General features: G+C 70.5%; 14 protein-coding genes. 4 read left to right on the plus strand and 10 right to left on the minus strand.

Annotated features, from left to right (window positions below; genetic code table 11):
• Positions 1-7 precede the first annotated feature (7 nt).
• Positions 8-502 carry a MarR family winged helix-turn-helix transcriptional regulator gene (locus tag ACFWN2_RS13550; protein WP_382427365.1) on the plus strand — a complete coding sequence of 165 codons (495 nt, stop codon included), beginning with the start codon at positions 8-10 and terminating at the stop codon, positions 500-502.
• On the opposite strand, the gene ACFWN2_RS13555 is transcribed toward ACFWN2_RS13550, so the two are convergent.
• From ACFWN2_RS13555 to dgoD, 10 genes are all read right to left on the minus strand, one after another.
• The gene (locus tag ACFWN2_RS13555) at positions 499-2,079 is read right to left on the minus strand and encodes a hypothetical protein (RefSeq protein ID WP_382427366.1); all 1,581 of its coding nucleotides are present in this window, start codon (positions 2,077-2,079) and stop codon (positions 499-501) included. The two genes, ACFWN2_RS13550 and ACFWN2_RS13555, sit on opposite strands and share 4 nt — an antisense overlap.
• A 22-nt stretch (positions 2,080-2,101) precedes the next feature.
• Positions 2,102-2,692: a bifunctional 4-hydroxy-2-oxoglutarate aldolase/2-dehydro-3-deoxy-phosphogluconate aldolase gene (locus ACFWN2_RS13560; protein WP_382427368.1), complete on the minus strand. Its 591-nt coding sequence runs from the start codon at positions 2,690-2,692 to the stop codon at positions 2,102-2,104.
• Positions 2,682-3,452: an IclR family transcriptional regulator gene (locus ACFWN2_RS13565; RefSeq protein ID WP_382427369.1), complete on the minus strand. Its 771-nt coding sequence runs from the start codon at positions 3,450-3,452 to the stop codon at positions 2,682-2,684. The genes ACFWN2_RS13560 and ACFWN2_RS13565 overlap by 11 nt, the downstream gene beginning before the upstream one ends.
• Before the next feature lies 1 nt (position 3,453).
• Positions 3,454-4,563 carry a Gfo/Idh/MocA family protein gene (locus ACFWN2_RS13570; protein WP_382427371.1) on the minus strand — a complete coding sequence of 370 codons (1,110 nt, stop codon included), beginning with the start codon at positions 4,561-4,563 and terminating at the stop codon, positions 3,454-3,456.
• Positions 4,560-5,438: an SMP-30/gluconolactonase/LRE family protein gene (locus ACFWN2_RS13575; protein ID WP_382427373.1), complete on the minus strand. Its 879-nt coding sequence runs from the start codon at positions 5,436-5,438 to the stop codon at positions 4,560-4,562. The genes ACFWN2_RS13570 and ACFWN2_RS13575 overlap by 4 nt, the downstream gene beginning before the upstream one ends.
• Before the next feature lie 7 nt (positions 5,439-5,445).
• Positions 5,446-7,800, minus strand: a complete 2,355-nt coding sequence (locus tag ACFWN2_RS13580; RefSeq protein ID WP_382427374.1) for an RICIN domain-containing protein — start codon at positions 7,798-7,800, stop codon at positions 5,446-5,448.
• A gap of 11 nt (positions 7,801-7,811) precedes the next feature.
• A complete protein-coding gene (locus ACFWN2_RS13585) occupies positions 7,812-8,792 on the minus strand; it encodes an ABC transporter permease (protein ID WP_382427376.1) in 981 nt (326 codons plus the stop codon).
• Positions 8,789-10,285, minus strand: a complete 1,497-nt coding sequence (locus tag ACFWN2_RS13590; RefSeq protein WP_382427377.1) for a sugar ABC transporter ATP-binding protein — start codon at positions 10,283-10,285, stop codon at positions 8,789-8,791. The genes ACFWN2_RS13585 and ACFWN2_RS13590 overlap by 4 nt, the downstream gene beginning before the upstream one ends.
• Positions 10,282-11,406, minus strand: coding sequence for a substrate-binding domain-containing protein (locus ACFWN2_RS13595; RefSeq protein WP_382427378.1), 1,125 nt, complete (start codon positions 11,404-11,406; stop codon positions 10,282-10,284). Before ACFWN2_RS13595 ends, ACFWN2_RS13590 begins: the two co-directional genes overlap by 4 nt.
• A gap of 134 nt (positions 11,407-11,540) precedes the next feature.
• Complete coding sequence (dgoD, locus tag ACFWN2_RS13600) at positions 11,541-12,689, minus strand: galactonate dehydratase (RefSeq protein ID WP_382427380.1); 1,149 nt, start codon at positions 12,687-12,689, stop codon at positions 11,541-11,543.
• A 51-nt stretch (positions 12,690-12,740) separates the two neighbouring features.
• Here dgoD and ACFWN2_RS13605 point away from each other — a divergent pair, with 51 nt between their 5' ends.
• The 3 genes from ACFWN2_RS13605 to ACFWN2_RS13615 are packed head-to-tail and all read left to right on the plus strand — an operon-like array spanning position 12,741 to position 15,263.
• The gene (locus tag ACFWN2_RS13605) at positions 12,741-13,454 is read left to right on the plus strand and encodes a FadR/GntR family transcriptional regulator (protein ID WP_382427381.1); all 714 of its coding nucleotides are present in this window, start codon (positions 12,741-12,743) and stop codon (positions 13,452-13,454) included.
• A gap of 2 nt (positions 13,455-13,456) precedes the next feature.
• Positions 13,457-14,209 (plus strand): glucose 1-dehydrogenase, encoded by a 753-nt coding sequence (locus ACFWN2_RS13610; protein WP_382427382.1) that lies wholly within the window; start codon positions 13,457-13,459, stop codon positions 14,207-14,209.
• Between the two features lies 1 nt (position 14,210).
• Entirely contained in the window at positions 14,211-15,263 is a 1,053-nt protein-coding gene (locus ACFWN2_RS13615) for an alcohol dehydrogenase catalytic domain-containing protein (RefSeq protein ID WP_382427383.1), read from the plus strand.
• The last annotated feature ends 1 nt before the right edge of the window (position 15,264 follow it).

Consider the following 15,264-nt stretch of genomic DNA (forward strand, 5'->3'; position numbering starts at 1 on the left):
TGTGCGGGTGGCCGCAGACCCCGAACCCGACCGAGACGCTCCGCGCTGGCTCGACGCCGACGAGAAGGAGGCCTGGACGGGTCTCATCTCGCTGGCGCTGCTGATGCCGGGCCGCCTGGAGGCGCCGCTGCACCAGCAGTCCGGCCTCACGCTGTTCGAGTACATGACGCTGAGCCAGATCTCCGAGGCGCCGGGCCGCGTGATCCGCATGAGCGAGCTCGCGTACCTGACCAACGGCTCGCTTTCGCGGCTGTCCAACGTCGTCAAGCGGCTCGAACAGCGCGGCTGGGTGACGCGCTCACCCGACCCGGCGGACGGCCGCTACACCCTCGCCGCGCTCACCGACGCCGGTCACGAGCTCGTCGTCTCCACGGCGCCGGTGCACGTGCGGGCGGTGCGGGAGCTCGTGCTCGACCCGTTGAACAAGGCCGACCGCCAGGCGCTGGCGCGCATCGCGGCCAAACTCCGCACCCGCCCGTCGGACTACGGCCAGGCTCACTAGAGCGCGCGCACCGACACGTTCGCGAACGACGTCCTGCCCGTGCCCGTGGAACTCTGCAGCCCGACGTAGCTCTCCTGCGGGATCAGCGTCGGGTCCACCACGGACAGCACCTCGCGGCCGTTGTCGAACAGCGTGAGCGTCGAGCCGCGCACCGCGAACCTCAGCGAGTGCTTCTCGCCGGGAACGATGTCGGCCGCCGAGCCCACGCCCACGAGCTTCGCGTTGGCACCGCCGTCGACCACGCCGATCGCGTACTTGTTGCCCCACGAGGCGATTCCCGCGTAGTAGTACGAGTCGCGCTGCGTGTAGCGGGTCATGAGCACCGCATCCCGGTCGGCCACGGTGGTGCTGTGCGGGGTCACGTCGGCTGACAGCTCGTAGTTCAGCGTGCGGATGGGCACGTTGCCCTGCAACGTCTGCGTGGGTGCGCCGGCCGCGTTGCCGAGCGTCGTGGCGCGGTTGTCCTTCACCTCGAACGAGGCGCCGCTGGGGATCGCGACGCCCTGCGTGACCGTCCACTTCGCTGGGTCGACGATCTGCAACCGGTCGCGCCAGACCGCGAGCTGGATGGTCTCGTTCCAGCCGGGGCGGTGGTTCTTGACGTTGTAGAAGACGTGGTCGGCGCCGTTGTGGTTCACGACGAACGTGCGGTAGACCATCGAGTCCTCTGGTCCGCCGACCACTCCCAGATCGAGGTCGAGGTTCGCGCGGGTGAGCTCCCACGTGACGCCGTCGCGGGACAGCAGCTTGCCGCCGCGCGACGGGTAGTCGGCCTGCCAGCCGACGACGCGCATCTCGTAGCCACCGTCTCGGGTGCGGCGGACGTTCGGGCCGCCGATGCCGAGCGACGCCCAGCCGCCGTCCTTCATCGGGCGCAGGATCGGGTTGCCCGAGTACTTCGTCCACGGGCCCGCGGGGTTGCGGGCGGTGGCGTAGCAGATGTACTCCGGCTCGCCGCCCGCCGACGCGATCTTGCCTGCGGTGTACCAGATCTTCCACGTGCGTTCGCGGTCGTCGTAGTACAGCGCGGAGTTGTAGATGTAGTCGTCCTCCCACGGTGCGGTGGACTCCAGGATGACCCCGTGCTTGGTCCACGGGCCTTCGGGCTTGGACGCGGTGGCGTAGAGGACGCGGCCCTTGCCGGAGGCGTCGATGCCGAAGTACGTCATGTGCCAGGTGCCGTCGCGGTAGACGACGCTGGGCTGGTTGAGGTTGTTGTGGTCGGCGTCGATCGAGCGGACCAGCACCGGGTCGGGCTTCTTCGTCCAGGTCACGCCGTCCTCGCTGGTGGCGTAGCCGACGTAGTACAGCGAGCCGTACCAGAGCTTGAACTTCGGGCCGCCGCCCTGGTTGTAGACGAGACACGGGTCCTGCAACAGCGAGGTCTCCCACGGCAGGTCCTGCCTCATCACGACGCCACGGCGTTCCCAGCCGGCGACGGGACCGAACGTGTCGCGCAGGAGCTCCTGCCCGGCCCGGCCGGACGGCTTCGCCGCGGCGACCGCGGGCGGGACCAGGGGAGCGGCGGCCAGAGCGGCACCGGCGCCTAAGAAGACACGACGGGAGTGCTGGGACATCGTTGTACTCCGTTCTCGCACGTCAGTTTCGTAGAGCGGACAGGGCTTCCGGGGTGAAGGAGCTGCCGAACGAGACCGCACGGGCTCCCGCGTCGAGGAACGACCGCGCGTTGCCGGCGTTGATCCCGCCGGTGGCCACGAACCGCACGCCGGGGAACGGTCCGTGCAACGCGGTCACCCACGCGGGCGTGAGCACGCTCGCGGGAAACGCCTTCTGCCAACGGAATCCGGCGGCCAGAGCGGTGCCGACCTCGGTGCCGGTGGCGACGCCGGGCAGGTGCGGCAGGCCTCGTTCGACGCTGGCCGCCGCCACCTCGGCGTTGAATCCGGGCGCGACGGTGAAGGTGGCGCCGACCTCCGCGACGGAGTCGAGGACCTGGTGGGAGATCACCGTTCCCGCACCGACCGTCACGCCGGCCAGCGGGCGTGCCCAGTCGACTGCCGCGATCAGCGACTGCCGGGACTCTTCGCCGTGCCAGGGAACTTCGATGAGCGCGACGCCCTGGGAGTAGGCAGCGCGGCACAACCGGAGCGTCGTCTTCACGTCGTGCCCGCGCAGGATCACCATCGCGGGCAGGACCACCAGGTGGCGTTCGAAGAAGTCAGACGGCATGGCGGCGCACCCCCGCCGTCCCGTCCCAGCCCAGGTGCTGGGAGATCTCGGTCGCGAGCTGCCAGAGCAGCGGCAGGTGCCGCTTGAGGCGCTCAAGCGGTTCGAGCGCGCACAACGCCGTGATCGAGACCCCGGCGTGGACGCTGCCGGTGTGGTCGCGCACCGGCACCGCGATGCAGGCCAGCACGCTCTCGAACTCGCCGTCGTCCACGGCGTAGCCCTGCCTGCGCACGCGCGCCAGTTCGACGGCGAAGTCCGACGGGCTGGTGATCGTGGACGCGGTGAACCGCTCGAACCGCGTGGCCGCGAGGATCGCGTCACGCCGTTCCGGTGCCAGGCCCGCGAGAATCGTCTTCGCGACGGCCGCGGTGTGCACCTGGACCGGTGCGCCGATCCGCGACGCCATCCGCACCGCGCCGTGGCCCTCGACCTTGTCCACGTAGACGATGTCGTTGCCGACGAGCTCGGCGAGGTGGGCGGTGTGGCCGACCTCGCGCGCCAGCCGTTCCAGCCGGGGCCGCGCGGCCGTGCGCAGGTCCATCCGGTCGAGGCTCTCCAGCGCCATGCCGATCAGGCCGAACCCGATGGCCCACGTGCTGTCGTCGAGCCGCCGGACCAGCCGGTGCCGTTCCATCGTCTGCAGCAGGCGCAACGCGGTGGAGCGGTGGACGTCGAGCAATCGGGAGAGGTCGGACAGCCGCAACGGGCCGCGGGCGCACGCGTCGAGGATGACCGCCGCCCTGTCGACGGACTGGGACATGTCAGCTCCCCGCCCCGGAGTCGACCTCCACGAAGACCCCGCCCTTCTCCAGCGACTCGGCCGCCGCGAGCACGACGGCCAGGTCCTCCAGCCCTTCCCGGCCCGGCACAACGGGTTCCGCCGAGTCCGAAATGGACCGCAGCCAGTCCTCGACGATCAACCGGTGGCTGTCGTAGTAGTTCTCGTTGCGCAGGCGCTCAGCCCTGCCCGGAGTCCAGATGTCACAACCGCCCTCGTGGGCCTCGTAGTCGACGACGACGTCGAGCCGGCCGCCGCTGCCCAGCACGGTCGCCTCGGCCTGCGCCGCCGGACCGGGGGAGGACCACGTCAGCACGGACTGCGCGACGACACCGCTCGCCATCCGCAGGGTGAGCGAGACCGTGTCGGCACCACCGGCCGCGGCCACCGCCTCGACCGGCCCGCCGAGGTGGCGCAGCAGGCTCACCTGGTGCGTGCCCTGGTCGAGCAGGATCCCGCCGGACGGCCCGCCGCCGTGCCGCCAGCCGTCGCGCACCCAGACCCCGCCGACCTGGTAGGCGCGGGTGGACCGCAGGGCGACGATCTCCCCGATGACACCCGCGTCCAACGCTGTGCGGGCGTCTCGGACTGCCCGCAGGTGCGGGTAGTTCTCCGCGACTGCCAGCACGAGGTCGGCCTTTTCCGCCGCGGCGACCATCGTGCGGGCGTCGTGAAGAGTGGTGGCGAAGGGCTTTTCGACGAGCACGTGACAGCCGGCCGCGAGCGCCTCCAGCACCACCGGGGCGTGCAGGTGGTGGGGGACGCGCACGTCGACCGCGCTGATGTCGAGTTCGTTCCTGGCTTGCGCGAGCGAGGTGAAGGGCCGCGCGCCGGTCAGGTCGGCTACCGCGGCGGCACGGGTGGGGTTGGGGTCGATCGCGGCGGCGAGGACGGTGCGGCCTTCGTGGAACGCGGTGGGGCGGGTGGTGCTGCCTTGCTGGGTCGCGGAGGCGCGGGCGGTGCCGCCTTCCCGGACCGCGCCAGTGCGGACAGCGCCGCCCTCGACCGAGGCAGCAAGCCCGAGCGCCGGGTAAACGGTGCGGGCGACGATCTCCCCCATCGCGCCGCACCCGACCAGTGCGATGCCGGTCATGAACCTTCTCCTTCCGGCCGGTAGCGATCCGCCGCCAGCCCGGCGACACCCGTCTCGACGGCGAAGAGCTTGCCCGCAAAGGGTTCGGCCGCCGACTGCTCGGGCGTGAACCCCTCCTGCGAGGTGGTGACGAACAACGTGGTGAGGCCAGGGCCGCCGAAGCAGCAACTGCTGACCTGGGTGGCCGCGACCTCGACGCGGGCGAGCACCTCGCCGTCCTGGCTGAACCGCACCACGGCGGACCCGCCCCACATCGCCACCCACAGCGCGCCCTCGGCGTCGATGGTCATGCCGTCCGGGGCGCCGAGGGCGGGGTCGATCGCGAAGGCACGCTCCCGGTTGCCGTCCCGGTCGACCAGGTCGACGCGCTGGGTCGGCGTGTCGACGTAGAAGAACTCGTCCGGGGAGCGCCAGGCGAGACCGTTCGAGATCGTCACGTCGGTGAGGACCGGCACCGCCTCGTAGCCCTCCAGGCGGTACAACGTGCCCGCGCCCGGCGTGCGGTCGTGGGCCATGCTGCCCGCCCAGAACCGGCCTCGCGGGTCGGCGGCGCCGTCGTTCATCCGGGTGCCGCGCCCGCGTTCGGGCTCAGCGAGCGTGCGCACCGACCCGTCGGTGCCCAGCCGGGCGAAGCCGAGTTCGCTCGCCACGACCCAGCCGTCCTCGGGGTCGGCGCACGGCACGACCGCGCCGACCGCCTCACCGAGCGAGTACGTCCGCACGGGCACGAGCCGTGGTGCGTCCCACCGCGCCCGCCGGACCAGCCCGGCGTAGACGTCGACCCACAGCAGTTCCTCGCGGACGTCGTCCCACAGCGGTCCCTCGGCGTGCTCCGCGCGTTCGTCGAGGCACGGCTGAGCCTGGTAGGTGCGCACGGTCCTCCTATCCGATCCGGAACGACGTGTACGAGCGGGCGGGGAACGTGTACGTCACCGAACCGGACGATAGGTCCACAGTGGACTGCTCGGGAACCGTGTTGCGCGGGTTCCCGGCCGTGTTCACCGCATTGGGTCGTCCCTGCAGAACGCTGACCGCCGCACGGCCCTTCACGCCGTCGAGCTTCAGCGTGTAAATCAACGGCGCGTCGGTGCCGTTGACGACGTCGATGGTCAGCTTCCTGCCGTCGGTCAGCGCGGTGACGTCGAACAGCTCGTCGCCGCCGGTGACCTCGGTGCGCAGCACCCCGGGCTGTGCGGACGCCCTCTTCATCTGGTGCACGTAGTACGGCGGCTGGCCCCAGACCTGCAGCTGGTTGAAGAACACCAGGCCCTGGTTCCAGCCGTTGTCGTTCTGACCGTCGACCTGCAGGGCGTTGGCCGACGCGATCACGTCGATCTTCGGCCGTCGTTGCAACGCGTTGATCGTGTAGGCGTTGCCGATGGCGCGGGCGAGGTCGTGGCTGTCGGCGTTGAGCTCGAACACCACGACCTTGTAGTTCGCGCCGGGTGAGATCCTGCCGAGTTGGTCGACGTAGCTGTCGAGCGCGCGGATCTGGGACGGCACGTCGCGCACGTTCTGCGTCCAGAGGTGGATGTCGAACTGGACCTCGGTGCCGCGTTCCTTCGCGAAGTTCAGGATCTTCTGGTGCGCGGCGAGGGTGTTCACCTTGCCGCCACCGGTGAAGTTGAACGGATCCGTGATCACGTCGCTGTAGGTGAAGTCGCCCACGACGAGCTTGATCTTCGGGTCGTGCGCCCAGATCACGTCGGCGAGTGCCCTGAACTTCTGCCAGTACGTCTCGTCGACGGCGTTCTCGTTGCCGAGCTGGATGCGGTTCACGGTGTAGGGCTCGCGGTGTCCGTCGGCGACCCGCTTCGCGCCCCACGTCGAGGAAGCCGGGCCGTAGAGGTACTGCATGAGGTCGGCGACGTCCTGCGGGGTCTCGTCGACGTTCAGCGACGGCACCGCCTCGATGCCCATCGCCTCACCGAGCCGCAGGAACTCGAAGATGCCCCAGCCGTTGGACTCGTACGGGTACCAGAAGCCCTTGGTGACCGGCCGCGTGACCGGGTCGCCGATCATGGTCTTCCACTTGTACTCGGACACGTCGCCGCACCCGCTGTTGGCGCAGCCGCCGAACCGGATCGCCTGCAAACCCTGCCGCACCATCATGTCGGCGACGTCCTTGCGCACCGGCAGGCCCTGGTACCTGCCCCAACTGCCCGGCTGCAGGAACGCGTAGCCGAGGTCGATCGTGCCGGGGGAGGTGAGCTCGACGACGAACCGTGCGTGCGCGTCGGTGCGGGACGAGGTGAACGAGAAGTCGTAGGTGCGCCAGCCGCTTCCCTGCGTGCGCACCGACGTCCTGGCGTAGGTCTGGCTGCCGTCCTCGTTCTGCAGAGCCAGGTTCACCGTCTGCCGGGCGTCGCCGCGCAACGTGATCTTGCCTTCGTACGGCCTGCCGCCGACCACGCCGATGCCCTGGCGGTTCAGGCCGCGGTTCTCGACACCGACGCTGCCGCGGCCGGACACGAACGTGACGCGCTGGTCCTGCTTGCCCTTGAACGGCGCGGTCGTGTCGAGCGCGTGGGAACCCTTCGCGGTGCCGGTGGTGACCGGACGCCACATCCCGCTGACGCCGGCGTCGTGCGCTGGCTCCTGGAACGCCTCCCCGAAGATCAGCTGGCTGTAGATGCCGCCGTAGATCTCGTGGTTGACGTCCTCCATGCCGGTCGCGACCGACGTGCGCGGTGCCTGGCTGACGACGTCCTTGCGCACGGTGATGGCGCGTTCGAGCGCGGTGGGCACGAGCTTCCAGGTCTGCCCGGCGCGGCCGTCGGTCCGGCTCCACAGCTGGGTCTCGGTCCCGGCGGCGGTCTGACCGTCCTTCGTGGACAGCAGCCGGTTTCCGGTGCCGCGGTTGGCGATCGTGACGGCGCCGCCGGTGTCGGTGACGCGCCAGTGCTGGTCGGGGAACGTGCCGAGGAAGTCCCAGAGGTGCACGACAGCGCCGTCGCCGGACTGGCCGTTCACCGTGGACAGGGACTTCCCGGTGCCGTCGTTGACGATCCGGGAGTAGCCCTCGCCGATGTCGACCAGCCGCCACAGTTGCCGGCGATCGTTCGCGTACGGGTCGACGGTGACGACCGGATCGGCACCGGACCGGGTGAGGCCCAGGACGTTGCCGCTGGCGGGTTCGACGATGGTGAACGTCGGGTCCGCGGCCTCGGCGCGGACGGCGGTGGCGACGGTGGCGGTCAGGACGAGGGACAGCGCTGCGAGCAGGATGCGTTTCACGGGTGGTGTCCTCAACTCTGGAGGCGCTCGGACCTGCGAGCGCGCAGCCGGTCGGTGACGATGGCGACGGCGAGGACCGCGCCGAGCACGATCTGCTGGTAGTAGGGCGAGACGTGCAGGATCACGAGGCCGCTGTTGATGCAGACCAGCAGGATCGCGCCGAACGCGACCCCGAGGACGCGGCCGACACCGCCGCTGAGGCTGATCCCGCCGATCACGGCGGCCGCGATCGCGTTGAGCTCCCAGCCGACGGCCACGCCGGGCTGGCCCACGGTGAGGCGGGCGGTGACGAGGATGCCGACGGCCGCCGCGCAGGTGCTGCTGACGACGTAGGTGAGGATGATCCGCCGGCGGGTGCGGATGCCCGCGAGCCTGGCCGCCTCGGCGTTGCCGCCTACCGCGTACACCTGACGCCCGACGTGGGTGCGTTCGAGGAAGAAGAACGCGACCACGCACGCGCCGACGAACAGCAGTGCGGGCACCGGGACGCCCGCGAGGCGGTACTGGGCGATGCTGCCGAACGTCTCGCCGATGCCGTCGATCGGGAAGCCCTGGGTCAGCGCGAGAGCCGCACCGCGAGCGGCCACGAGCGTGACCAGCGTCGTGACGAACGGCGGCAGTCCCAGGAACGTGACCGCGAAGCCGTGCACCAACCCGATGGCGACACCGGTCAGCAGCGTGACGACGATGGCCACGAGGTCGGGCAGTCCGGCGTGGACGTTCAGCCACGCCGACCAGACGCCCGAGAGCGCGACGACCGAGCCGACGGACAGGTCGATGCCGCCCGTGATGATCACGAAGCTGACGCCGAGCGCGAGCAGCCCGTACTGGGCGAGGTCGACGCCCATGGTCTGCAGGTTCGAGGCGCTCGCGAAGTTCGGGTTGGCGAAGGCGAAGGCGGCGAAGACGACCACCACCGCCCCGACCACGCCGAGTTCCTTGGTCTGCAGGAACGAGCCGGCGACCCCGCGTTCTGTCAGGGTGGCGGTCACGCCTTCACCTCCTCGTAGACGTTGTTGGCGGCGGTCATCAGCGCGTTCTTGCTGTACTCGTGGCGCTCCAGCGACGCGGTCACCCGGCCTCCCGCGAGCACGACCGTCCGGTGCGTCAGCCGCATCAGCTCTTCGAGCTCGGACGAGGCGATGACGACGGCCATGCCCTGTGCCGCGAAGGTCTCGATGAGGTGGTAGATCTCGGCCTTGGCGCCGACGTCGACGCCGCGGGTCGGTTCGTCGAGCAGGAGCAGCTTCGGGCGGGTGGCGAACCAGCGGCCGAAGATCGCGCGCTGCTGGTTGCCGCCGGACAACGTGCCGATCGGCTGTTCCTGCGTCGCGCACCGCACCCGCACCGACTTCCGGACCTCGTCGGTGAACGCCTTCTCCGCGCGCGGCCGCAGATAACCGCGTCGCGCGATGCGGGGGAGTGAGGCGAGCGAGATGTTCCAGCGCACCGACGCGTCGAGCAGCAGGCCCTGGTGCTTGCGGTCCTCGGGGATCAGCCCGACACCGGCCTGGACGGCGTCGGCGGGATGCTGTGGTGCGTAAGGCTTTCCGTCGAGGTGCATCACACCGGCCGTGGTCGGCAGGGCGCCCATCAGCGCGTGGATCAGGCGGCTGCGGCCGGACCCCATGAGACCCGCGACGCCGAGGATCTCGCCTTGGCGGACCTCGAAGTCGACCGGGCCGATCCCTGCGGCTTCAAGGGCCCGCACGGTGAGCACGGTGTCGTCGCCCGCCGGGGGAGGGTCGCCGTCGACGAGGACCTCGGCCTCGTCGCCCGCCATCGCGCTGATCATCGCCTGGTTCGTGGCCTGCTCCGGTGTCAGGTCGGCGACCATCCGGCCGTTGCGCAGGACGACCACGCGGTCGGCGATCTCGCGCACCTCGTCGAGCCGGTGGCCGATGAAGATCACCACCTTGCCCTGCGCGGCCAGGTCGCGGGCGCACCGCAGAACGCGGCGCGACTCGACCGGCCCGAGCGCGGACGTCGGTTCGTCGAGCACCAGCACCGACGGGTCGCGCCCGAGCGCCTTCGCGATCTCGACGAGCTGCCGTTGCGCCACCGACAGGCGGGCGACGGACCGTCGCACCGGGATGTCCACGTCGATCCTGGCGAGCATGTCGCGCGCCGCCTGCTCGGTCGCCCTCCGGTCGAACAGGAGGCCGCCGACGTGCCTGCCCAGCAACAGGTTCTCCGCCGCGGACAGCTCGGGCACCAGCGGGAACTCCTGCGACACCATCGCGACGCCGAGTTCCTGGGCGTGCGCCGGGTCGCCGTTGCGCAGGAGCGCGCCACCGATCGTGACGTGGCCTTCGTCGGCGGCCGTGGCGCCGGTCAGCACCTTGATCAGCGTCGACTTGCCGGCGCCGTTCTCCCCGAGCAGCGCGACGACCTCGCCGCCGCGCAGCTCCAGCCGGTCGACGTTGAGCACCTCGACGGTGCCGTACCGCTTGCGCAGCCCGGTCGCCTCGACACGTGCCGTCATGAGGTGACGCCGAGCTTCTTCAGGTCGTCCAGGTAGGTCTGCAGGTTGTCGCCGGTGACGAGACCGATGCCGGAGCTGAGCGTGCTCGCGCCGTCCTTCTGCTCCAGGTACGGCTTGAGCAGCTCGTTCGTGGCGTCCTTGCCGAGCACCTTGAGCGCGGTCAGCACGTACACGCCGAGGTAGCCCTGCTGGTACGGCCGCTGCAGGATCATCGCCTGGACCGTGCCGTCCTTCACGAACTCGACGGTCTTCGGCTCGGCGTCGTCGGCGACGATCAGCACCTTGCCGGACTTGCCCGCAGCCTTGACCGCCTGACCGGCCGCCGGGCCGTCGTAGGACCACACCGTGTAGAAGGCGTTCAGGTCGGGATTGGCCTGCAGTGCCGCCTGCGCATTCGACAACGCCTTGGACGGATCGGCGTCGTCGTTGAGCGTGTCGACGATCTGGACGTTCGTTCCTTCGAGCGCCTTCTTGAATCCGGCGATGCGCTGGACCGCATTCTCGGCGGTCAGCGAACCGGTCAGGATCGCGACTTTTCCGGTGCCGTTCAGAAGCGTTTTCATCGCTTCTCCCGCCTGCTGACCGGCATCGGTGTTCGGCGTGCCGAGATAGACGGTCGGCTCGGCCGTTCCGGACAGCGGCGAGTCGATCGCGACGACGCCGATCCCGGCCTTCTGGGCGGTGCCGACCGGTCCGGCGACGGCCTTCGGGTCCACGGCGGACACGGTGTAGCCGTCGATCTTGTCGGCGCGCAGGGTGTCCAGGATGGACAGCTGGGTGTTCAGGTCGCCACCGGCGGGAGCCTGGAAGTTCGCCTGCACGCCAAGCTCTTTCGCGGCGTTCTCCATGCCGGTGCGGCCCTCGGTCCAGTAGGCGGACGGGCTGTTGATCACCATCGCCACGCGGACCGAGGCGAGGTCCTTGCCCTGCACGGCCGCCTTGATCTTGCCGGCGAGCTCACCGAGCTTCGCGTCGTTGAACGCCGTCGAGCCGGTCAGCTTCGCGATGTTCTGGTTCGATTCCTGCTGCGCGCCGTCGGATGCTTTCGTGCAGCCGGTGAGAACGAGCAAGGCCGCGGCGGCGAGCGCGGTCATGGTCGTCCGGGTGCGGCGAACGTTCATGGCGAACTCCTTTGTTGCGCGATGTGCACACCCTGGTGCGAAATAAGCACGTCTTGCGGCGAAGACTGCGGTGGGGCCCCTTTGCTGTCAAGATTTCCGGCACTAAATGCGCGCGTTGTTGCGCCCTGCGCACATCACCATTCGGCGAACGACCCGTCGGGGTGGTTCCAGATCGGCGTGCGCCACCGCATGCCGCGTTCGTGGGCCTTCCGGACGGCGCCCTCGTCGATCTCGACACCGAGCCCGGGACCCGTGGGACGGGCGACGTGCCCGTCGGCGAACGTGAACACCTCCGGGTTGAGGAGGTAGTCCAGCAACTCGCCGGTGCGGTTGTAGTGGATGCCCAGCGACTGCTCCTGGATCAGGAAGTTGGGCGTGGCGAAGTCGACCTGGAGGCACGCGGCCAGCGCGAGCGGCCCGAGTGGACAGTGCGGGGCGAGCAGCGCGCCGAACGTGTCGGCGAGCGTGGCGATCCGGCGGACCTCGGAGATCCCGCTCGCGTGCGAGAGGTCGGGCTGCACCACCCGCACCCCTGCCTGGAGGACGGGCAGGAAGTCGGCTCGGGAGAAGAGCCGTTCCCCGGTGGCGATCGGGCGGCTGGTGCTCTCGACGAGCCGCCGGAGGTTCGTGTGGTTCTGCTCCGGGACCACCGGTTCCTCGATGAACAACGGGTCGAACGGCTCGACCGCCTCGATCAGGCGCGGTGCCGCGGCGGCGCTGACCCGGCCGTGGAAGTCGACGGCGAAGTCCCGTTCGTCGCCCAGCGCCGCCCTGACCTGCCGGGCGCGGTCGGCGACCTCCGCGACGTCCCTAGCGCTCGGCAGCGGCGGGAACTGCGCAGTGGCGTTCATCTTCACGGCCGTCATGCCGGCTTCGCGCTGGGCCGCGGCCGCCGCGGCCACGTCGCTGGGGGAGTCGCCGCCGATCCAGCCGTAGACGCGGACGCGTTCGCGCACAGGACCACCGAGCAGTTCGTGCACCGGTACGCCGAGGCGTCGTCCTGCGATGTCCCACAGGGCCTGGTCGAGCGCCGCGACCGCCGAAGAGCGCTCGGGTCCGCCGCGGTAGAAGCCGCCTTTGGTAAGACGTTGCCAGTGATCTTCGATGCGGGTCGGGTCCTCGCCCACGAGCTGTTCGGCCAGCGCGGTGACGGCCGCCGCGGTGACGTCGGCCGATCCTTCGAGCCCACCCTCGCCCCAGCCGTCGATGCCGGCGTCCGTCGAGACCTTGACGAACATCCAGCGCGGCGCGACGAGGAACGTCTCCACGTTGATCACTCGCATACCTACCCCGTTCGTTAAAGTATGATTTATCATACGCAAGCAGGAGGCGATGTGAACCCGCTGAGTGGACCCGGCGGCCTGCACGCGCAGGTGGTCGACGTGATCGGTCGCCGCATCGCGACCGGTGAGCTGGTGACCGGTGCGGTGCTGTCCACCGAGGGGATCGAGACCGAGCTCGGGGTGTCCCGGTCGGTCGTGCGGGAGGTGTTGCGGACCCTGACCGGGCTCGGCATGGTGCAGCCGCGGCAACGCGTCGGCACCGTCGTCCGGCCCGTCCACGCCTGGAACCTGCTCGACCCCCAGGTGATCGCCTGGCGCTCGGAGGGCCCTGACTCGCGCCGCCAGCTCGGCGAGCTGCTCACCCTGCGCGAAGCCCTCGAACCCGTGGCGGCCCAGCGCGCGGCCGCCGAACGCGACGACGAGGCCGTGCGGACGTTGCGCGACTCGCTGGCCCGGATGGAAGCCGCCTTCCAGGACGGGAAACCGCACGAGTTCGCCAGCGCCGACACCGCGTTCCACGAGGCGTTGCTGCGGGCCGCGCACAACGACGTGCTCAGCCAGCTGGTGCAGACCGTGCTCGCCACCCTGCACGCCCGGTACACGGGACACCGTTCGTTCGGCGACGCCACCGCTCTGTCCCTCGTCCGCCACGCCGAGCTCGTCGACGCCGTCGCGGCGGGCGACGAGGCCGCGGCGGAGGCGGCGTCCCGCACTCTCGTGCGCGAAGCCCGCGCCGAGGTGCTCGGCCCATCCGAAGGGAACTGACTTTGCCGACTTTCGACCTGGCAGGCCGGTTGGCGCTGGTCACCGGCTCGCGGCGCGGCATCGGCCGTGCGATCGCCGAGGCCTACCTCGCCGCGGGAGCGCGTGTGGTGCTCAACAGTCCCGACGCGTCCGCTCTGGAGGTGGCGGCCGCTGAGCTCGGCGACGACGTCCTGACGTGCGCGTTCGACGTCTCCGACACCGAGGCCGCCGAAGCCGCGCTGGCCAGGCTCTTCGACGAGCACGGCCACCCGGACGTGCTGGTCAACAACGCGGGGATCCAGGTGCGCGGGCCGCTCACCGACCTGCCGGTCGAGGACTGGCGGCGGGTCGTGGACGTCAACCTCACCAGCGCGTTCGTCGTCGGCCGGACCGTCGCCCGAGGCATGATCGCCCGAGGCAGCGGCAAGATCATCAACATCTGCTCGGTCCAGAACCACCTGGTGCGCCCGACGACCGCGCCCTACGCCGCCGCCAAGAGCGGACTCGGCGGCCTGACCCGGTCGATGTGCGCGGAGTGGGCGCGGCACGGCATCCAGGTCAACGGGCTCGCACCCGGATATATCGACACCGAGTTGAACGCCAGCCTGGTCGCCGACCCGGAGTTCACCGGGTGGATCACCGGCCGCACCCCGGCTGGTCGCTGGGGCACCCCCGACGACATCGCGGGCCCGGCCGTGTGGCTCGCGTCGTCCGCGTCGGACTTCGTGAACGGACAGGTCATCTACGTCGACGGCGGCCTGACGGCGGTGATCTGACATGACCGTGACACCGGTGGGACGAGCGGTGACGGTGCTGGGCGCTCGTCGGCTGGACGTGCGCTCACTGCCTCCTGTCCCGGCTGGGACGAGTGACGCCGTCGTGGACGTCGCGTACGGCGGGATCTGCGGTTCCGACCTGCACTACTGGCAGAGCGGCGAGGTCGGCGAGTCCGTGCTCGTGGACCCGATGGTGCTCGGGCACGAGGTCGTCGGCATCGTTCGGGTCGCTGCTTCGGACGGCTCGGGTCCACCCGCCGGAACGCCCGTCGCGGTGCACCCGGCCGACACGTGCGGGCGGTGCGACTTCTGCCTGGCCGGACGCGACAACCTCTGCCCGCACCTGCGTTACCTGGGCAGCGCGGCACGCCGTCCGCACACCGACGGAGGGTTCGCCGACCGCCTGCTCGTGCCCGGCCACCGGCTGGTCCCGGTACCCGAGGGACTCGACCTGCGCACGGCGGCACTGGCCGAACCGGCGTCGGTGGCCGCCCACGCGCTCGCCCGTGCCGAGGCGTTGGCGGATGGTGTTCGTGGCCGGCACGTCCTGGTCACCGGAGCAGGGCCGATCGGGCTGCTGGTGGTGGCGCTGGCCGGCATCGCGGGCGCGGCGTCGGTCACCGCGACCGACCTGCACGACCGTCCACTGAGGACGGCGCTCCGCGTCGGCGCCACGGCGGTCGTCAAGGCGGGGGAGCAGCTTCCTGCTGCCGACGTGGCCTTCGAGTCGTCAGGGGCGGCGCAGGCGTTGGCCGTCGCTTTGGGTGCGTTGAGGCCAGGCGGAACGCTGATCCAGGTCGGGCAACTGCCCGGAGCCGGGGTCACCGCTCCAGTCCACCTCGCGGTCGGACGCGAGCTCGTGCTGTCCGGGTCGAGCCGGTTCGCGGGCGGGATGGCACCTGTTCTCGACGTGATCGCGCGCCACCGCGACCTGTTCACGCCGATCGTGACCGCCGAGTACCCCGTGGAACAGGTGGAGGAGGCCATGAAGGCCGCACGCGAGCCGGCGGAGTCGAGCAAGGTGCTGCTGCGCTTCGACTCCACCATCCACTGAG

The organism is Lentzea sp. NPDC058436 (assembly GCF_042721515.1).
Taxonomy (GTDB): Bacteria; Actinomycetota; Actinomycetes; order Mycobacteriales; family Pseudonocardiaceae; genus Lentzea.

Bases quoted from the DNA above. Each gene is read 5' to 3' on its own strand.
- ACFWN2_RS13555 (WP_382427366.1), bottom strand. From the start codon at position 2,079: ATGTCCCAGCACTCCCGTCGTGTCTTCTTAGGCGCCGGTGCCGCTCTG.
- ACFWN2_RS13560 (WP_382427368.1), bottom strand. From the start codon at position 2,692: ATGCCGTCTGACTTCTTCGAACGCCACCTGGTGGTCCTGCCCGCGATG.
- ACFWN2_RS13565 (WP_382427369.1), bottom strand. From the start codon at position 3,452: ATGTCCCAGTCCGTCGACAGGGCGGCGGTCATCCTCGACGCGTGCGCC.
- ACFWN2_RS13570 (WP_382427371.1), bottom strand. From the start codon at position 4,563: ATGACCGGCATCGCACTGGTCGGGTGCGGCGCGATGGGGGAGATCGTC.
- ACFWN2_RS13590 (WP_382427377.1), bottom strand. From the start codon at position 10,285: ATGACGGCACGTGTCGAGGCGACCGGGCTGCGCAAGCGGTACGGCACC.
- ACFWN2_RS13595 (WP_382427378.1), bottom strand. From the start codon at position 11,406: ATGAACGTTCGCCGCACCCGGACGACCATGACCGCGCTCGCCGCCGCG.
- dgoD (WP_382427380.1), bottom strand. From the start codon at position 12,689: ATGCGAGTGATCAACGTGGAGACGTTCCTCGTCGCGCCGCGCTGGATG.
- ACFWN2_RS13615 (WP_382427383.1), top strand. From the start codon at position 14,211: ATGACCGTGACACCGGTGGGACGAGCGGTGACGGTGCTGGGCGCTCGT.